This is a genomic window from Streptomyces sp. WELS2 (assembly GCF_013870595.1).
Classification (GTDB): domain Bacteria; phylum Actinomycetota; class Actinomycetes; order Streptomycetales; family Streptomycetaceae; genus Streptomyces.
Genome location: NZ_JACBWZ010000058.1, coordinates 1 through 16,833 on the forward strand (window position 1 = coordinate 1; position 16,833 = coordinate 16,833).

At 70.0% G+C, this 16,833-nt stretch carries 14 protein-coding genes; 1 reads left to right on the forward strand and 13 read right to left on the reverse strand.

Annotation, left to right across the window (positions count from 1 at the left end; translation table 11 throughout):
* The 10 genes from H5J33_RS06210 to H5J33_RS06255 all read right to left on the reverse strand — a co-directional run.
* On the reverse strand, positions 1-612 hold a 612-nt coding region (locus H5J33_RS06210; RefSeq protein WP_181793767.1), incomplete at its 3' end, for a CYTH domain-containing protein.
* Positions 613-669: 57 nt separating this feature from the next.
* A complete protein-coding gene (rodA, locus tag H5J33_RS06215; protein ID WP_181793769.1) occupies positions 670-1,866 on the reverse strand; it encodes a rod shape-determining protein RodA in 1,197 nt (398 codons plus the stop codon).
* Positions 1,863-4,118, reverse strand: a complete 2,256-nt coding sequence (gene mrdA, locus H5J33_RS06220; protein ID WP_181793771.1) for a penicillin-binding protein 2 — start codon at positions 4,116-4,118, stop codon at positions 1,863-1,865. Before mrdA ends, rodA begins: the two co-directional genes overlap by 4 nt.
* 188 nt (positions 4,119-4,306) lie before the next feature.
* Positions 4,307-4,984: a rod shape-determining protein MreD gene (gene mreD / locus H5J33_RS06225; RefSeq protein ID WP_181793773.1), complete on the reverse strand. Its 678-nt coding sequence runs from the start codon at positions 4,982-4,984 to the stop codon at positions 4,307-4,309.
* A gap of 12 nt (positions 4,985-4,996) precedes the next feature.
* Positions 4,997-5,974, reverse strand: a complete 978-nt coding sequence (mreC, locus tag H5J33_RS06230; protein ID WP_181793775.1) for a rod shape-determining protein MreC — start codon at positions 5,972-5,974, stop codon at positions 4,997-4,999.
* Between the two features lie 166 nt (positions 5,975-6,140).
* Entirely contained in the window at positions 6,141-7,160 is a 1,020-nt protein-coding gene (locus H5J33_RS06235) for a rod shape-determining protein (protein ID WP_030790429.1), read from the reverse strand.
* A gap of 285 nt (positions 7,161-7,445) precedes the next feature.
* Complete coding sequence (ndk, locus tag H5J33_RS06240) at positions 7,446-7,859, reverse strand: nucleoside-diphosphate kinase (protein ID WP_181793777.1); 414 nt, start codon at positions 7,857-7,859, stop codon at positions 7,446-7,448.
* A gap of 65 nt (positions 7,860-7,924) precedes the next feature.
* Positions 7,925-8,287 (reverse strand): DUF4233 domain-containing protein, encoded by a 363-nt coding sequence (locus H5J33_RS06245; protein ID WP_181793779.1) that lies wholly within the window; start codon positions 8,285-8,287, stop codon positions 7,925-7,927.
* An 8-nt stretch (positions 8,288-8,295) separates the two neighbouring features.
* Positions 8,296-9,807, reverse strand: coding sequence for a folylpolyglutamate synthase/dihydrofolate synthase family protein (locus H5J33_RS06250; protein WP_181793781.1), 1,512 nt, complete (start codon positions 9,805-9,807; stop codon positions 8,296-8,298).
* A gap of 156 nt (positions 9,808-9,963) precedes the next feature.
* Positions 9,964-12,588 (reverse strand): valine--tRNA ligase, encoded by a 2,625-nt coding sequence (locus H5J33_RS06255; RefSeq protein WP_181793783.1) that lies wholly within the window; start codon positions 12,586-12,588, stop codon positions 9,964-9,966.
* A 156-nt stretch (positions 12,589-12,744) separates the two neighbouring features.
* Between H5J33_RS06255 and H5J33_RS06260 the strand changes: the two genes are divergently transcribed.
* Complete coding sequence (locus H5J33_RS06260; protein WP_181793784.1) at positions 12,745-13,758, forward strand: hypothetical protein; 1,014 nt, start codon at positions 12,745-12,747, stop codon at positions 13,756-13,758.
* 70 nt (positions 13,759-13,828) lie between these two features.
* On the opposite strand, the gene clpX is transcribed toward H5J33_RS06260, so the two are convergent.
* The 3 genes from clpX to H5J33_RS06275 all read right to left on the reverse strand — a co-directional run bounded on the left by clpX (position 13,829) and on the right by H5J33_RS06275 (position 16,624).
* Positions 13,829-15,115, reverse strand: a complete 1,287-nt coding sequence (clpX, locus tag H5J33_RS06265) for an ATP-dependent Clp protease ATP-binding subunit ClpX (RefSeq protein WP_014672712.1) — start codon at positions 15,113-15,115, stop codon at positions 13,829-13,831.
* 170 nt (positions 15,116-15,285) lie between these two features.
* Positions 15,286-15,951 (reverse strand): ATP-dependent Clp protease proteolytic subunit, encoded by a 666-nt coding sequence (locus tag H5J33_RS06270; protein WP_181793786.1) that lies wholly within the window; start codon positions 15,949-15,951, stop codon positions 15,286-15,288.
* 67 nt (positions 15,952-16,018) lie between these two features.
* Positions 16,019-16,624, reverse strand: coding sequence for an ATP-dependent Clp protease proteolytic subunit (locus H5J33_RS06275; protein WP_030790409.1), 606 nt, complete (start codon positions 16,622-16,624; stop codon positions 16,019-16,021).
* Positions 16,625-16,833 lie beyond the last annotated feature (209 nt).

A 16,833-nucleotide genomic window follows, 5' to 3' on the forward strand; every position in this document is an offset into this window, starting at 1 on the left:
TCTCCCGGGGCGGTCCGGCGCGGTCTCCGCCAGGGCGCGGGCCAGTTTCGACGCGGCGGCGGCCGGCCGGACCCCGGCCTTGCGCAGCCGCTTCTCCAGCCGGTCGAGCAGGGCCGGGTCACCGCCGTCGGCCAGTTCCACCTCGATCTCGGTCCACCGGGCGGTCCCGCCCGGACCGGTCAGCCGCTCGGCGGTCACGGTGTCGACGCTGGCCTCGGCCAGCAGGGTGCCCCCCGCGTCCACCAGGTGCCGTACGTCCCGCGCCGAGCGCAGCCGGACCAGCGGCACCAGCTCGCGGCCCCGGACCCGGGAGCGGACCAGGGCGGCGATCTCCTCGGGAACGCTGTCGCCGAGCGGGGCCCGGATCTCGTCGCGGACCCCGGGGGCGACGGGGAACTTCAGGTGCCAGCCGGCGTCCGAGCCCCCGGTGCGCCGGCGCAGGGTGAGCGAGTCCTCGGCCAGGCGCTCGTCGGCGGTGTCGTAATACGTGGCGTCCAGCTCGGCCACGCCCCGGTCGTGGACGGCGGCCACCGGACCCACGCCGGTCAGGTCGGGCAGTTCACCGTCGTCGGCTTCGTACTTGCGCTCGATCTCTCGTTTCGTGTCCGCCATGTACCGAATCTAGTGGCGGCGGCGCCGCCGCGGCAGGGGGCGCCGCCGCCGGGAGAACTACGCCGACATCGGCCGCTGCACCTTGATCGACTGGAGCAGTCCCACGGCCACCCACACGGCGAACATCGACGAGCCGCCGTACGACACGAACGGCAGGGGCAGACCGGTGACCGGCATGATGCCGAGGGTCATGCCGATGTTCTCGAAGGACTGGAAGGCGAACCAGGCGACGATCCCGGCGGCCACGATCGTCCCGTACAGCTCGGTCGAGTCGCGCGCTATCCGGCAGGCGCGCCACAGCAGCAGCCCGAGCAGGAAGATGATGAGACCGGCGCCGACGAAGCCCAGCTCCTCCCCCGCGACCGTGAACACGAAGTCCGTCTGCTGCTCGGGCACGAACTGGCCGGTGGTCTGCGAGCCGTGGAAGAGCCCGGCTCCCGTCAGACCGCCGGAGCCGATGGCGATGCGCGCCTGGTTGGTGTTGTAGCCGACGCCCGAGGGGTCCAGGTCCGGGTTGGCGAAGGCCGCGAACCGGTTGATCTGGTACTCGTCCAGGATGTGCAGCTGCCAGATCGCCACACAGCCGACCACGCCGGCGGCGAGCAGGCCGAACACCCAGCGGTTGGAGGAACCGGAGGCCAGCAGCACGCCCAGGATGATCGCCACCATGGCCAGCACCGAGCCGAGGTCGGGCATGAGCAGCAGGATCATGATCGGTACGGCGGCCAGGCACAGCGACTGGAAGACCGTCCGGTGGTCGGGGTACGACTTGTCGCCCGCGTCCACCCGCGCCGCCAGCAGCATGGCCATGCCCAGGATGATCGAGATCTTGAGGAACTCGGCCGGCTGGAGCGAGAAACCGGCGATGACCAGCCAGTTGCGCTGGCCGTTGATCGTCGCCCCGAGCGGGGTGAGGACGACCAGGGCGAGGAGCACCGACAGGCCGTAGAGGATCGGCACGGCGTTGCGCAGGGCGCGGTGGCCGAGCCAGATCGTGGCGATCATCAGGCCGATCCCGATGCCGAGGTTCATCAGGTGCCGCAGCAGGAAGAAGTACGGGTCGCCCTGGTTCAGCTCGGTGCGGTTGCGGGTCGCCGAGTACACCAGCAGCGAGCCCAGCAGGGACAGCGCGGTGGCCGCCAGCAGGATCGGCCAGTCCAGCCGGCGGGTGAGCGAGTCGCGGGCGAAGAGCCTGGTCCAGCCGGGCCGTTCGGGGCCGTACCGGGAGACGGAGAAGCTGTTCGTGCCGGTCATGAGGGCATCCTCCGGCTTCCCCGGGACCGGCGCCCGCGGCGCCTGCGGGTGTCGCGGTTGCCGGTCGTGGGCGACGGCGTGGTGCCCGCGGGCTGCTGGTCGTCGCCGTTGGTCGGGTTGTCCTTCTGGGCGGTCTCGGCCTCCTTCGCCGGATCGCCGGTGATCCTCGGGGCGGCGATGGTGCCGTCCGTGCGGACCTTGGGCAGGCCCTTCTGCGGCTGGGGCAGCAGCGCCTTCCTGTCGTCGACGGAGCCGTCGCCCCGCACGCCGTAGAGCGCGCTGTAGATGTTGCGCACGGCCTCACCGGAGGCGCCGGAACCCGTACCGGCCTGGGCGATCGTCATGATCACCGTGTAGTCCTTGGAGTAGGTGGCCAGCCAGGACGTGGTCTGCTTGCCGTAGACCTCCGCCGTACCGGTCTTGGCGTGCAGCGGGATCCTGTCCTGGGGCCAGCCGCCGAACTTCCAGGCCGCCGTACCGCGGGTGATGACGCCGGCGAAGGCGTCGTCCATGCCCTTGAGGGTGGCCTGGCCGACCGGGAGCTTCCCGCGCTTCGTGGGCTTGATCTCCCGCACGGTCTTGCCGTCGGGGCTGATGATCGCCTTGCCGATGGTCGGCTGGTACATCGTGCCGCCGTTGGCGACGGCGCCGTAGATCACGGCCTCCTGGATCGGCGTGACGAGCGTGTCGCCCTGGCCGATGGAGTAGTTGATCGAGTCGCCCTCGCGCATCTTGTTGCCTTCGAGGCAGTTCTCGTAGGCGATCTTCTCGACGTACGAGCCGTCCTTCTTGCCGGTCTTGCACCAGGCGTCCTTGTTGGCCTCCCAGTACGCCTGCTTCCAGCGGCGGTCGGGGACGCGGCCGGTGACCTCGTTGGGCAGGTCGACGCCGGTCTCCTTGCCGAGGCCGAACTGGTGGGCGGCCTTGTAGAAGTAGTCCTTGGGGCGGCCCTTGGGGCTGCTGCCGCCGTCCTTCTTCCACTCCTTGTCGGCCAGGTAGTAGAAGACGGTGTCGCAGGAGACCTCCAGGGCGCGGCCCAGGGAGATGGGGCCGAAGTTCTCGCCCTCGAAGTTCTTGAAGACCTGGCTGCCCACCGAGTAGGAGCTGGTGCACGGGTAGCGCCCGTCGAAGGGGTATCCGGCCTCGACGGCGGCGGCCGTGGAGATCACCTTGAACGTCGAGCCGGGCGCGGCCTGACCCTGTATGGCCCGGTTCAGCAGCGGATAGTCGGAGTCCTTGCCGGTGAGGGCTTTGTAGTCCTTGGCGGAGATGCCGCCGACCCAGACGTTCGGGTCGTAGGTCGGCGCGGAGGCCATCGCGACGATCCGGCCGGTCTTGGCCTCCATCACCACCACGGCACCGGAGTCGGCCTTGTAGTTGGTGCCGGTGATCTTGTCGTACTGCTGGCGGGCGGCCTTCATCGCCTTGTCCAGCTCGTACTCCGCGACGCGCTGGACACGGGAGTCGATGCTGGTCACCAGGTTGGAACCGGGCTCGGCCGCCTCCGACTGGGCCTTGCCGATGACCCGGCCGAGGTTGTCGACCTCGTAGCGGGTGACGCCGGCCTTGCCGCGCAGCACCTTGTCGTACGTCCGCTCCAGACCGGAGCGGCCGACCATGTCGGAGCGCAGGTACGGCGAGTCGGTGTCCTTGGCCTTCTGGATCTCCTCGTCGGTGACGGGCGAGAGGTAGCCGAGCACCTGCGCGGCGTTGGACTTGCCGGGGCCCGGGTAGCGGCGCACGGCCTCGGGTTCGGCGGTGATGCCGGGGAAGTCCTCGGAGCGCTCACGGATCTGCAGGGCCTGCCGGGGCGTGGCCTCGTCGGTGATCGGGATCGGCTGGTACGGCGAGCCGTTCCAGCAGGGCCGGGGGGTCTTGGCGTCGCACAGCCGGACCTTCTGCATGACCTCCGTCGGGCTCATGCCGAGGACGCCGGCCAGCTTGGTGAGGACGGCCTTGCCGTCGTCCTTCTGCTTGGTCAGGTCGGTGCGGGAGGCGGAGACCACCAGCCGCGTCTCGTTGTCCGCGAGGGGCACGCCGCGGGCGTCCAGGATGTCCCCGCGCACGGCGGGCTGGACCACCTGCTGGACGTGGTTGCCCGACGCCTTCTTCTGGTACTCCGCGCCCTCGCGGATCTGGAGGTACCACAGCCGGCCGCCGAGCGTGCCGAGGAGGGAGAGGACGAGGATCTGGATCACGACGAGCCGGATCTGGACCCGCGGGGTCCGACCGGTCTCGGGAATGTTGGTCACTGCGGCTGTCTCCCCCTCTCAGTGCGCGGACGTCCGCGCGCGGACGTCGGTGCGTGCCATGGGCGTACGAGGCGCCCGGGCGCCGGCCCGCCGCCCCCGTACGCATGATGAACGACCGGCCTGTGAACTCCCGTTCCAGGAAAGCCGACCCGTTCGAGTGAACTCGCCCGGTGCGAACCCGTCGCCGCTCACAGCCGCTTGACCCCCTTGATGCGGCCGACCCGGGCGGAGCGGGTGCGGGCCTTGGCCTTCAGCGCGCCGAGGCCGCCGCGCTGGCCGCCGACGCGCAGGCCGGTGCCGGAGGACAGCCAGCCGGAGGAGATGTCACCGGCCTTGGCGGCGGGGCCGGTCTCGGTGAGCGGGTCGTTGTCGGCGCGGCGGGCCAGCCACATCACCCCGGGCACCACGAAGGGGGCGAGCAGCAGGTCGTACAGGGCGGCCGAGAACAGCAGCCCGGGCAGGCCGACATGGCGGGCGGCGGTGTCGCCGACCAGGGCGCCCACCCCGGCGTAGAGCAGGGTGGAGCCGACGGCGGCGGCGACCACGACGGCCATCGGACCGGTCGCCGACTTCAGCCGGCCGTTCTCCGGCCGGATCAGACCGGCGAAGTAACCGGTGACGCACAGCACGAGCGCGTAGCGGCCGGCCGCGTGGTCGGCGGGCGGGGCCAGGTCGGCGAGCAGGCCGGCGCCGAACCCCACGAGGGCGCCGCCCACATGGCCGTACACCATCGCCAGGCCGAGGACGGTCAGCAGCAGCAGGTCGGGCACCGCGCCCGGCAGGTGCAGCCGGGCCAGGACGCTGACCTGGATCACCAGGGCCACCACGACCAGCGCGCTAGAGAGCAGGATCCGGTTGACACGCATGGGATTCGGCTCCTACTGCTGCTCGTCGCTGGCGGTGTCGGTGTTGCCGTCGTTGCCGCCGCCGTCCGGGACGGAGGCGCCGGCCGACGGGGTCACCGTGACGGTCACGGTCGGCGTCGGCACCGGCTTCGGCTTGGCCGGGAGCACGGTGTCCCGCGGGTCCTTCTTGGGGCCCCGCACGACCACGCCGACGATGTCGAGCTTGGTGAAGCCGACGTACGGGGTGACGTACAGGGTGCGGGTGAGGCCGCCGCCGGAGGGGTCGACGCGGGAGACCACGCCGACCGGGACGCCGGGCACGAACGGCTTGTCGGCCTGCGAGCCGAAGGTGACGAGCCGGTCGCCCTTCTTCACCTCCGCCTTGCCGTTGAGCAGTTCCACGCGCAGCGGACGGTCACCCTGGCCGGAGGCGAAGCCGAGTTCGTCGTTGCCCTCGATGCGGGTGCCGACGGTGAAGTCCGGGTCGTTGGCGAGCAGCACGGTGGAGGTGCTGGGGCCGACGGTGGTGACCCGGCCGACGAGGCCGTCCCCGTTGAGGACGGTCATGTCCCGCCTGATGCCGTCGTCGGCGCCCGCGTCGATGGTGATGGTCCAGGAGAAGCCCTGCGCCGACCCGATGGCGATGACCTGGGCTCCCTTGATGGCGTACTGGCCCTCACCGGCGATCTTCATCAGCTTGTCGAGCTGCTTGAGGCGGCTGCGGTTGCGGTCGTCGCTGCCGAGCTTGGCCTTGAGGGCCGCGTTCTCCTTCTCCAGCGCGGCGAGCCGGTCGTGCCGGCCGCCCGAGTCGCGGACGGCGGAGACGGCGTTCCCGACCGGGTCGACCACACCGGACAGCCCGTCCTCGACGGGGCCGAAGACCGCCGCGGCGGCGTGCCGGGCACCGTCGACCGGGGAGTTCCGTCCTCCTCGGATGTCCACCGTGATCAGCGCGAACGCGATGGCGACCAGCAGGACCAGGAGCAGCCGGCTCTCTTTCGTGTCCCTCACGTGCGGCGGCCGTGCCCTTCCTCAAGTAGGAATTCGGCGGGCCCTTCGGAAAACGCGAATGCGCTGCGCAAACCCAAGAGGCCCAATAGGGGGAGCGTATGCCTCTATATCAACGATCCGCCGCACGAGAGGAGAACGTCTCGTACGGCGGAATGGAGGAGTGACGTCATCTGCGCGGCTGGGCGTCCAGGACCTGCTGGAGCGCCTCGAACTCCTCGACGCACTTGCCGGAGCCGAGCGCGACGCTGTCCAGCGGGTCCTCGGCGATGTGGATCGGCATGCCCGTCTCCCGGCGCAGCCGCTCGTCCAGCCCGCGCAGCAGCGCTCCGCCGCCGGTCAGAACGATTCCCCGGTCCATGATGTCGCCGGAGAGCTCCGGCGGGCACTTGTCGAGGGTGGTCTTCACCGCGTCCACGATCGCGTTGACCGGCTCCTCGATCGCCTTGCGGACCTCGGCCGCCGAGATGACGACCGTCTTCGGCAGCCCGGACACCAGGTCGCGGCCGCGGACCTCGGTGTGCTCGTCGGTGTCCAGGTCGTACGCCGAACCGATCGTGATCTTGATCTGCTCGGCGGTGCGCTCGCCCAGCAGAAGGCTGTACTCCTTCTTGATGTACTGGATGATCGCGTTGTCCAGCTCGTCCCCGGCGACGCGGATGGACTGGGCGGTGACGATCCCGCCGAGCGAGATGACCGCGACCTCCGTGGTGCCGCCGCCGATGTCCACCACCATGTTGCCCGTGGCCTCGTGCACCGGCAGCCCGGAGCCGATGGCGGCGGCCATGGGCTCCTCGATGATGTGCACCTGGCGGGCGCCGGCCTGGGAGGACGCCTCGATGACCGCGCGGCGCTCGACTCCCGTGATGCCCGAGGGCACGCAGACCACGACCCGCGGCCGGGCGAGGTAACGCCGCTTGTGGATCTTCAGGATGAAGTAGCGGAGCATCCGCTCGGTGATCTCGAAGTCGGCGATCACACCGTCCTTCAGCGGGCGCACGGCCACGATGTTGCCCGGCGTCCGGCCGATCATCTTCTTGGCTTCCGAACCGACCGCCAGGATTCCACCCGTGTTGGTGTTGATCGCGACGACGGACGGCTCGTTCAGTACGATTCCGCGACCCCTGACGTACACCAGCGTGTTGGCGGTCCCGAGGTCGACAGCCATGTCACGGCCGATGAACGACATTGAGTTCCCCATCCGGATTCATCTGGCCTTCCTGCGCTTTTGAGGGCATGTCAGGTAGGCGAGGCGGGTGCTGTGACGTGAAGGCTTCCATCGTAAACGCGCCGCCACGAACACTGCGCGAGGGTCTCCGCCATTGTCACCAGATGGCGTGCCGCCTCGCTTGTGGAGACGGGCGTTCGGGGGCGTGCGTTCCCTCAAATGCGCGGAGCATGCGGCCGGTCCCGGATCAGGGTGCGGGAAAGGCCCGGGACCGCGCCCGGACCTTCTCCGCCACCGCCATGGGCTTTACGCGCGGCCGGGGAAGAAGATCTTCACCTCGCGCTCGGCGGACTCCTCCGAGTCCGAGGCGTGGATCAGGTTCTCGCGGACGATCACACCGAAGTCGCCGCGGATGGAGCCGGGCGCGGCGGCGACGGGGTCGGTCGGGCCGGCCAGCTGACGCACGCCCTCGATCACCCGCTCGCCCTCCACGATCAGCGCGACGACCGGGCCGGAGGACATGAACTCCACCAGCGGCTCGTAGAACGGCTTGCCCACGTGCTCGGCGTAGTGCTGCTCCAGCGTGGCGCGGTCCAGGGTGCGCAGCTCCAGCGCGGTGATCTGCCAGCCGGCCTTGCGCTCGATACGGCCGATGATCTCACCGGTCAGCCCACGGCGGACGGCGTCCGGCTTGAGGAGGACAAGGGTGCGCTGGCTCACGAGGGGCTCCTTACACGACTTACGGGTGCGGTGGCACGAGGTTACAGGGCGTGCCGGAGCCTTCGTCACGCAGCGTCAGCCGGGGAGGAGGACGAGGGCGACCCCGCCGCGAAGCGGGCCTTCGCCTCGTCCACCTTTCTCCCGAAGTGCACCGACGCCCACCACAGCGCCGCGAAGACCGCGCCCATGAAGTACATGGTCGGCACGAAGACGCCGGAGGCGATCAGGGCGATCTGCAGGGCCCAGCCGAGGGCCACCCCGCCCGGGCGGGTCACCACGCCGCACAGCAGCACACACAGCAGCATGGCGATGCCGCTGACCAGCCACACCGTCGACGTGGCCAGGCCGGGGTCCTTCATCGCGACCAGCCCGGCGAAGCCGATGATGAAGAACTCGCCGATCAGGGTCGACGCACAGAGCGTACGCATCTCGTCTCTCAGCCCTTCCCCAGCAGCAGCCGGGCCTCGCCGACCGTGATGACGGAACCGGTGACGAGCACACCGCCGCCCGCGAACTCGCCCTCCTCCTCGGCCAGCGTGATCGCGGCCTCCAGGGCGTCCGGCAGCCGCGGCTCGACCTGCACCCGCTCTTCGCCGAAGACCTCCACGGCGATCGCGGCCAGCTCGTCCACGTCCATGGCGCGCTGGCTGGAGTTCCGGGTGACGACGACCTCGGCGAAGATCGGCTCGAAGGCCTCCAGCAGCCCCCGCACGTTCTTGTCCCCGCTCGCGCCCACGACCCCGATCAGCCGGCTGAAGTCGAACGCCTCCCGCACCGCCTCCGCGGTGGCCTCGGCGCCCGCCGGGTTGTGCGCCGCGTCCAGCACGACCGTCGGGGAGCGCCGGACGACCTCCAGACGGCCCGGGGAGGAGACGGCCGCGAACGCCTTGCGCACGGTGTCGATGTCCAGCGGCTCCGCGCGCTGGGCGCCGACGCCGAAGAACGCCTCGACGGCGGCGAGCGCGACGGCCGCGTTGTGCGCCTGGTGGGCGCCGTGCAGCGGGAGGTAGACCTCCGGGTACTCGCCGCCGAGGCCGCGCAGGGTCAGCAGCTGCCCGCCGACGGCGACCTGCCGGGCGGTGACGCCGAACTCCAGCCCCTCGCGGGCGACCGTGGCGTCCACCTCGACGGCCTTCTTCAGCAGCACCTGCGCCGCGTCCACCGGCTGCTGGGCCAGGATGACGGTCGCGTCCTGCTTGATGATGCCGCTCTTCTCGCCGGCGATCTCCGCGGTGGTGCCGCCGAGCCGGTCGGTGTGGTCCAGGCCGATGGGGGTCACCACGGCCACGTCGCCGTCGATCACGTTGGTGGCGTCCCAGGAGCCGCCCATGCCGACCTCGACGACGGCGACGTCCACGGGCGCGTCGGCGAACGCGGCGTACGCCATGCCGGTGAGGACCTCGAAGAAGGAGAGCCGGTACTCCTGCTGTCCGTCCACCATCTCGACGTACGGCTTGATGTCCTGGTACGTCTCGACGAACCGCTCGGCGGAGATCGGGGCGCCGTCCAGGCTGATCCGCTCGGTGATCGACTGCACGTGCGGGCTGGTGTACCGCCCGGTGCGCAGTTCGAACGCGCCGAGCAGGGCCTCGATCATGCGGGCGGTGGAGGTCTTGCCGTTCGTGCCCGTGATGTGGATCGAGGGGTACGAGCGCTGGGGCTCGCCGAGGACGTCCATCAGCGCGGAGATCCTGGCGACCGAGGGCTCCAGCTTGGTCTCGCCCCAGCGGGTGGCCAGTTCGGCCTCGACCTCGCGCAGCGCCTGGTCGACCTCGGGGTCCTCGGGGCGCGCGGGTACGTCGGCCTGCGGCGGGCCGCCCTGGGTGCGCAGGGTGCGGCTGCCGGCCTCGATCACCGCGAGGTCGGGGTCGCGGGTGGTCTCGGCTTCGATGATCTCGTCGAAGCTGTCGAGGGGGTCGGGCTGGTCGGTACCGTTCGGGTCGCTCACGGTGCCAGTCTACGGAGCGGGACCGACAAAGGGTGCGGTGGCTCGGCACCCCTGTGGAAGGGGCCGCGCGGGTGCGGGCCCCACTCGCTCCCCGTCCCTGACGGGGTACGCCGAAGGCCCCGGCGCCTCGAGGGTGCCGGGGCCTTCGGCGACGGCTCACGCCTGCGGCAACTTCTCGAGCTGCGCGGTGATGCGGGCGATGTCCTCGTCCGCCTTGGCCAGGCGGGTGCGGATCTTGTCCACGACCTGGTCCGGGGCCTTGGCGAGGAACGCCTCGTTGCCGAGCTTGGCCTCGGCCTGCTGGCGCTCCTTCTGGGCCGCCGCCAGGTCCTTGGCCAGGCGCTTGCGCTCCGCGGCGACGTCGATCGTGCCGGAGAGGTCGAGCGCCACCTCGGCGCCCGCCACCGGCAGGGTCGCCGTGGCCGTGAAGGTCTCGCCCTCGGGCTGGAGCCGCAGCAGCTGGCGGATGGCCGCCTCGTGCGGGGCGAGGGCCGTACCGTCCAGGGTCAGGCGGGCCGGGACCCGCTGACCCGGCTGGAGGCCCTGGTCGGCGCGGAAGCGGCGGACCTCGGTGATGACCGACTGGAGGGTGGAGATCTCCTGCTCGGCCGCCGGGTCCCGGAAGCCGCTGTCGGTCGGCCAGTCGGCGATCACGACCGACTCGCCGCCGGTCAGCGTGGTCCACAGGGTCTCCGTGACGAACGGGACCACCGGGTGCAGCAGCCGCAGCGTGACGTCGAGGACCTCGCCGAGGACGCGCTGGGAGACCTCGGCCGGCTCGCCGCCCGCCTGGAAGACGGTCTTGGACAGCTCCACGTACCAGTCGAAGACCTCGTCCCACGCGAAGTGGAAGAGGGCGTCGGAGAGCTTGGCGAACTGGAAGTCGTCGTAGTAGGCGTCGACTTCGGCGACCACCGAGTTCAGCCGGGAGAGGATCCAGCGGTCGGTCGCGGACATCTTCGCCGGCTCCGGCAGCGGGCCCTGGACCGTCGCGCCGTTCATCAGCGCGAAGCGGGTCGCGTTCCAGATCTTGTTGGCGAAGTTGCGCGAACCCTGGACCCAGTCCTCGCCGATCGGCACGTCCACGCCCGGGTTGGCGCCGCGGGCCAGGGTGAAGCGCAGGGCGTCGGAGCCGTACTTGTCCATCCAGTCCAGCGGGTTGACCGCGTTGCCGAAGGACTTCGACATCTTCTTGCCGAACTGGTCGCGGACCATGCCGTGCAGGGCGATGGTGTGGAACGGCGGGGTGCCGTCCATCGCGTACAGGCCGAACATCATCATCCGGGCGACCCAGAAGAAGAGGATGTCGTAGCCGGTGACCAGGACGGAGTTCGGGTAGAACTTCGCGAGCGACTCGGTCCGCTCGGGCCAGCCGAGGGTGGAGAACGGCCACAGGCCGGAGGAGAACCAGGTGTCGAGGACGTCGGTGTCCTGGCGCCAGCCCTCGCCGGCCGGCGGCTCTTCGTCGGGGCCGACGCAGACGACCTCGCCGTTCGGGCCGTACCACACCGGGATGCGGTGGCCCCACCACAGCTGGCGCGAGATGCACCAGTCGTGGAGGTTGTCGACCCAGTCGAAGTACCGCTTCTCCATCTCCTGCGGATGGATCTTGACCTTGCCGTCGCGGACGGCGTCGCCGGCGGCCTTGGCCAGCGGGCCGACCTTCACCCACCACTGCATCGACAGGCGCGGCTCGATGGTGGTCTTGCAGCGCGAGCAGTGGCCGACGGAGTGGACGTAGGGCCGCTTCTCGGCGACGATCCGGCCCTCGGCGCGCAGCGCGGCGACGATCGCCGAGCGGGCCTCCAGGCGGTCCATGCCCTGGAAGGGGCCGTGGACGGTGATGACGGCGTGCTCGTCCATCACGGTGATGGACGGCAGGTCGTGGCGCTGGCCGATCTCGAAGTCGTTCGGGTCGTGGGCCGGGGTGACCTTGACGGCGCCGGTGCCGAACTCCGGGTCGACGTGGGTGTCGGCGACGACCGGGATGGAGCGGTCGGTCAGCGGCAGCCGGATGAGCTTGCCGACGAGGTGCTTGTAGCGCTCGTCGTCGGGGTGGACGGCGACGGCCGTGTCACCGAGCATCGTCTCGGCGCGGGTGGTGGCCACGACGATGGAGTCCTCCCCGTCGCCGTAGCGCATGGAGACCAGCTCGCCGTCGTCGTCCTGGTACTCGACCTCGATGTCCGAGATGGCCGTCAGACAGCGCGGGCACCAGTTGATGATGCGCTCGGCGCGGTAGATCAGCTCGTCGTCGTAGAGCTTCTTGAAGATGGTCTGGACGGCCTTGGACAGGCCCTCGTCCATGGTGAAGCGCTCGCGGGACCAGGCCACGCCGTCGCCGAGGCGGCGCATCTGGCCGCTGATCTGGCCGCCGGACTCGGCCTTCCACTGCCACACGCGCTCCACGAAGGCCTCGCGGCCCAGGTCGTGGCGGGACTTGCCCTCCTTGCCCAGCTCGCGCTCGACCACGTTCTGGGTGGCGATGCCGGCGTGGTCCATGCCGGGCTGCCACAGCGTCTCGTAGCCCTGCATGCGCTTGCGGCGGGTGAGGGCGTCGATCAGGGTGTGCTCGAAGGCGTGCCCGAGGTGCAGGCTGCCCGTGACGTTCGGCGGCGGGATGACGATGGTGTACGGCGGCTTGTCGCTCTTGGCGTCCGCGTCGAAGTAACCCCGCTCTACCCAGCGCTCGTACAACGGCCCCTCTACATCGGCCGGCGCGTACTGGGTCGGCAGTTCGGTGTCGGGCTTGGGGGGCTGCTGCTGAGCGTTGTCGGTCACGGGGGCCAGTTTAGAGGTGTCACGGGGCCGTCCCGAAACGCGTTCCTTCTGTGACAAGGCCTTCGTTCTGTAACGGTGCGGCCCCCGGTGCCGTGTGTTTCCCGGGCCTGGGCCAGGATGTCAGGAACACATAAGCTTCTGGAGGGGAACCCAGGAATGAGCAACAACCAGCCGGGCCCGTACGGCCAGCCGCCCCAGCAGCCGGGACCGTACGGCCAGCCGGGGCAGCCTGGGCCGTACGGCCAGCCGGGCCCCTACGGCCAGCAGCCGCAGGCTCCCCAGCCCGGCTACGGCTACCCCCAGCAGGCCCCTCCGGCACCGCAGCCCGGGTACGGCTACCCGCAGCAGGGCATGCCGCCGCAGGGCGCCCCGCAGGGCACGCCCCCGCAGCCGGGCCCGTACGGCCAGCAGCCCCAGCAGCCGGGACCGTACGGACAGCAGCCGAACCCCTACGGCCAGCAGCCCTACGGCGTGCCGCCGCAGCCGCCGCAGCCGGCCGGCGGGAAGAAGAAGACCGGTCTGATCATCGGCGCGGTGGCCGTGGTGGCCGCACTGGCGGTCGGCGGGTACTTCGTGCTCGGCGGCAGCGGCGGGGGCGGTGTCGCGGACGACGGCCCGCACAAGCTGACCACGCCGGCCACGGTGCTGACCGAGTACAAGAAGAAGGACGGCGACAGCGACACGATGACGAAGGAGGATCTGAAGGACGCCGAGAAGTGGGGCGTGCACGATCCGAAGGACGTCAGCGCCGAGTACGAGTCCGGTGACGACAGCAACCCGCTGAGCAAGAAGAGGATCAACTTCGGCGGTGTGTACGGCACGATCGACGACCCCGAGAAGGCCGTCGACGCGATGTTCGCCTACATGAAGACCAAGGCCCAGGAGGAGAAGGACAGCGAGGTCACCCTGAACGGCGAGCCGAAGGCGTACTCGCCGGCCGGGCTCGACGGCGCGGTCCTCAAGTGCCAGCAGGCCAGCGCCCCCACCGGCGCGAGCAACGGCGGGCCGAAGAACGTGACGATGAGCATCTGCATCTGGGGCGACCACAGCACCCTCGGCCTGGTCATGCCGATGGACGTCGCCAACCTCGCGGCGGGCCGCAGCAGCGACCCGTCGGCCGACGCGGAACTCACCGCCAAGTTCCGCGCCGCGGTGCGTGTGAAGGCCTGACGGCCTCCGCCACGGCGAAGGGGCCTCGGTCGGCTGACCGGGGCCCCTTCTTCGCGTGCGCGTACGGCGGTTACGCCGTCTTCTGCTCGCCCGAGCCCCGGCCGCGGGCGTCCCGCGGGATCAGGGTGGGGTTGACGTTGGAGAGGACCACGTCGGCGGTGATGACCACGCGGGCCACGTCCTTGCGGGACGGGACCTCGTACATCACGCCCTGGAGGACCTCCTCCATGATGGCGCGCAGGCCGCGGGCGCCGGTCTGGCGCAGGATGGCCTGGTCGGCGATGGCCTCCAGCGCCTCGCGCTCGAAGTCCAGCTCCACGCCGTCGAGTTCGAACAGGCGCTGGTACTGCTTGACCAGGGCGTTGCGCGGCTCGACCAGGATCTTCAGCAGCGCCTCGCGGTCCAGGTTGTGCACGGATGTGATCACGGGCAGCCGGCCGATGAACTCGGGGATCATGCCGAACTTGACCAGGTCCTCCGGCATGACGTCCTCGAAGACGTCCTTGGCCTCCAGCTCGCGCTTGGACAGGATCGTCGCGCCGAAGCCGATGCCCTTGGCGCCGGCCCGGGCCTCGATGATCTTCTCCAGGCCCGCGAAGGCGCCGCCCACGATGAACAGCACGTTCGTCGTGTCGATCTGGATGAACTCCTGGTGCGGGTGCTTGCGGCCGCCCTGCGGCGGGACCGAGGCCGTCGTGCCCTCCAGGATCTTCAGCAGCGCCTGCTGGACGCCCTCGCCGCTCACGTCCCGGGTGATCGACGGGTTCTCGCTCTTGCGGGCGACCTTGTCGATCTCGTCGATGTAGATGATCCCGGTCTCGGCCTTCTTGACGTCGTAGTCCGCCGCCTGGATCAGCTTCAGCAGGATGTTCTCGACGTCCTCGCCGACATAGCCCGCCTCGGTCAGCGCCGTGGCGTCGGCGATCGCGAACGGGACGTTCAGCATGCGCGCCAGGGTCTGTGCCAGCAGGGTCTTGCCGGAGCCGGTGGGACCGAGCAGCAGGATGTTGGACTTCGCCAGTTCGATCGCGTCGTCCCGGCCGCTCGCGCCGCCGTTCTCGCCCGCCTGGACCCGCTTGTAGTGGTTGTACACCGCGACCGAGAGTGCCTTCTTGGCGGCCTCCTGGCCGACCACGTAGCCCTCGAGGAACTCGTAGATCTCGCGCGGCTTGGGCAGCTCCTCCCAGCGCACCTCGCTGGTCTCCGCGAGCTCTTCCTCGATGATCTCGTTGCAGAGATCGATGCACTCGTCGCAGATGTACACACCGGGCCCTGCGATGAGCTTCTTGACCTGCTTCTGGCTCTTGCCGCAGAACGAGCACTTGAGCAGATCGCCGCCGTCACCGATGCGTGCCACGGTGTGCTTCCCCTTCGCCTGGGAGACGCCTGGACGTCATGAGTCCAGCGGCTCCTGGTGCTGCCTTATGTCCGACGGTACCTTGCCGGGCCCGGTGTTCGGGCCCCCCTTGGCAGGGTTCACTTTGCCGTGCACCGCGCCAAGGGGGGCTCGGAGTGCCGCGTGCCGCGTCAGCGGACGGCGGCGTTGTTCAGCTTGCGGGTGGAGATGATCTGGTCGACGAGGCCGTACTCCAGCGCCTCCTCGGCCGTGAGGATCTTGTCGCGCTCGATGTCCTCGCGGACCTTCTCGATCGGCCGGTTGGAGTGCTTGGCCAGCATGTTCTCCAGCTGCTCGCGCATCCGGGTGAACTCGTTGGCGATGATCTCCAGGTCCGAGAGCTGACCACGGCCGGTGGAGCCGGCCGGCTGGTGGATCAGCACCCGGGAGTTCGGCAGCGCCATGCGCTTGCCGGGCGTGCCGGCGGCGAGCAGGATGGCCGCGGCGGAGGCCGCCTGGCCCATGCAGACCGTCTGGATGTCGGGCTTCACGAACTGCATCGTGTCGTAGATCGCCGTCAGCGCGGTCATGTCGCCGCCGGGGCTGTTGATGTAGATCGAGATGTCCCGGTCGGGGTCCATCGACTCCAGGCACAGCAGCTGCGCCATGACGTCGTTGGCGGAGGCGTCGTCGATCTGGACGCCCAGGAAGATCACGCGCTCCTCGAAGAGCTTCGCGTACGGGTCGTACTCGCGGATGCCCTGGGAGGTGCGCTCGACGAAGCGCGGGATGACGTAGCGGCTGTCGGGCCGGGGGCCCTCGTACATACCGCTGGCGGCGCCGGGGAAGTTGCTCATGGGGTTCACCGTCCTGGTGGCGTTCGGGGGGCTGGTGTCTCGGCGGTGCGTGGCGTGGCCGGGCCGGTCAGGCACCGGTGCCGCCGCCTCCCGGAACACCCGAGGCGTGCGTGATGATCTCGTCAATGAGACCGTACTCCTTGGCCTCTTCCGGGGTGAACCAGCGGTCGCGGTCGCCGTCGCGGATGATCGTCTCGACGGACTGACCGGAGTGGAAAGCGGTCAGCTCCGACATGCGCTTCTTGGTGCGCATCAGGTACTCGGCCTGGATCTTGATGTCCGAGACCGTACCGCCGAGGCCGGCGGAGCCCTGGTGCATCATGATGTCCGCGTGCGGCAGGGCGAAGCGCTTGCCGGCGCTGCCGCCGGTGAGCAGGAACTGGCCCATCGAGGCCGCCATGCCCATCGCGATGGTGACCACGTCGTTCGGGATGTACTGCATGGTGTCGTAGATCGCCATGCCGGCCGTCACCGAGCCGCCGGGGCTGTTGATGTAGAGGTAGATGTCCTTGTCCGGATCGGCGGCAAGGAGCAGCAGCTGCGCCGTGATCTTGTTGGCGATGTCGTCGTCAACCTGCTGGCCGAGGAAGATGATCCGCTCGTTGAGCAGCCGGTTGTAGACCTGGTCGCCGAGGCCACCACCGATGGAAGGCTCGCCGGCGGCGGAGGGCATCAGATTCGTCACGTATCCACCTGCTCGTCTTACGACGGCGCCGGGCCGTCTCACGTCGTCCTGCCGGAGGCTTGGCGGGGGGTTTCAGGAGACTCCCCTGCCCCCGTATTCATGGACCCTAACGCTCAGCCTCCTTCGGGGAATCCCGGAGATGGGAGTGTTCGCCGGGGGCGTAGCGCGGGGCTTTCACCGGACGCGGGGTGCGGGGC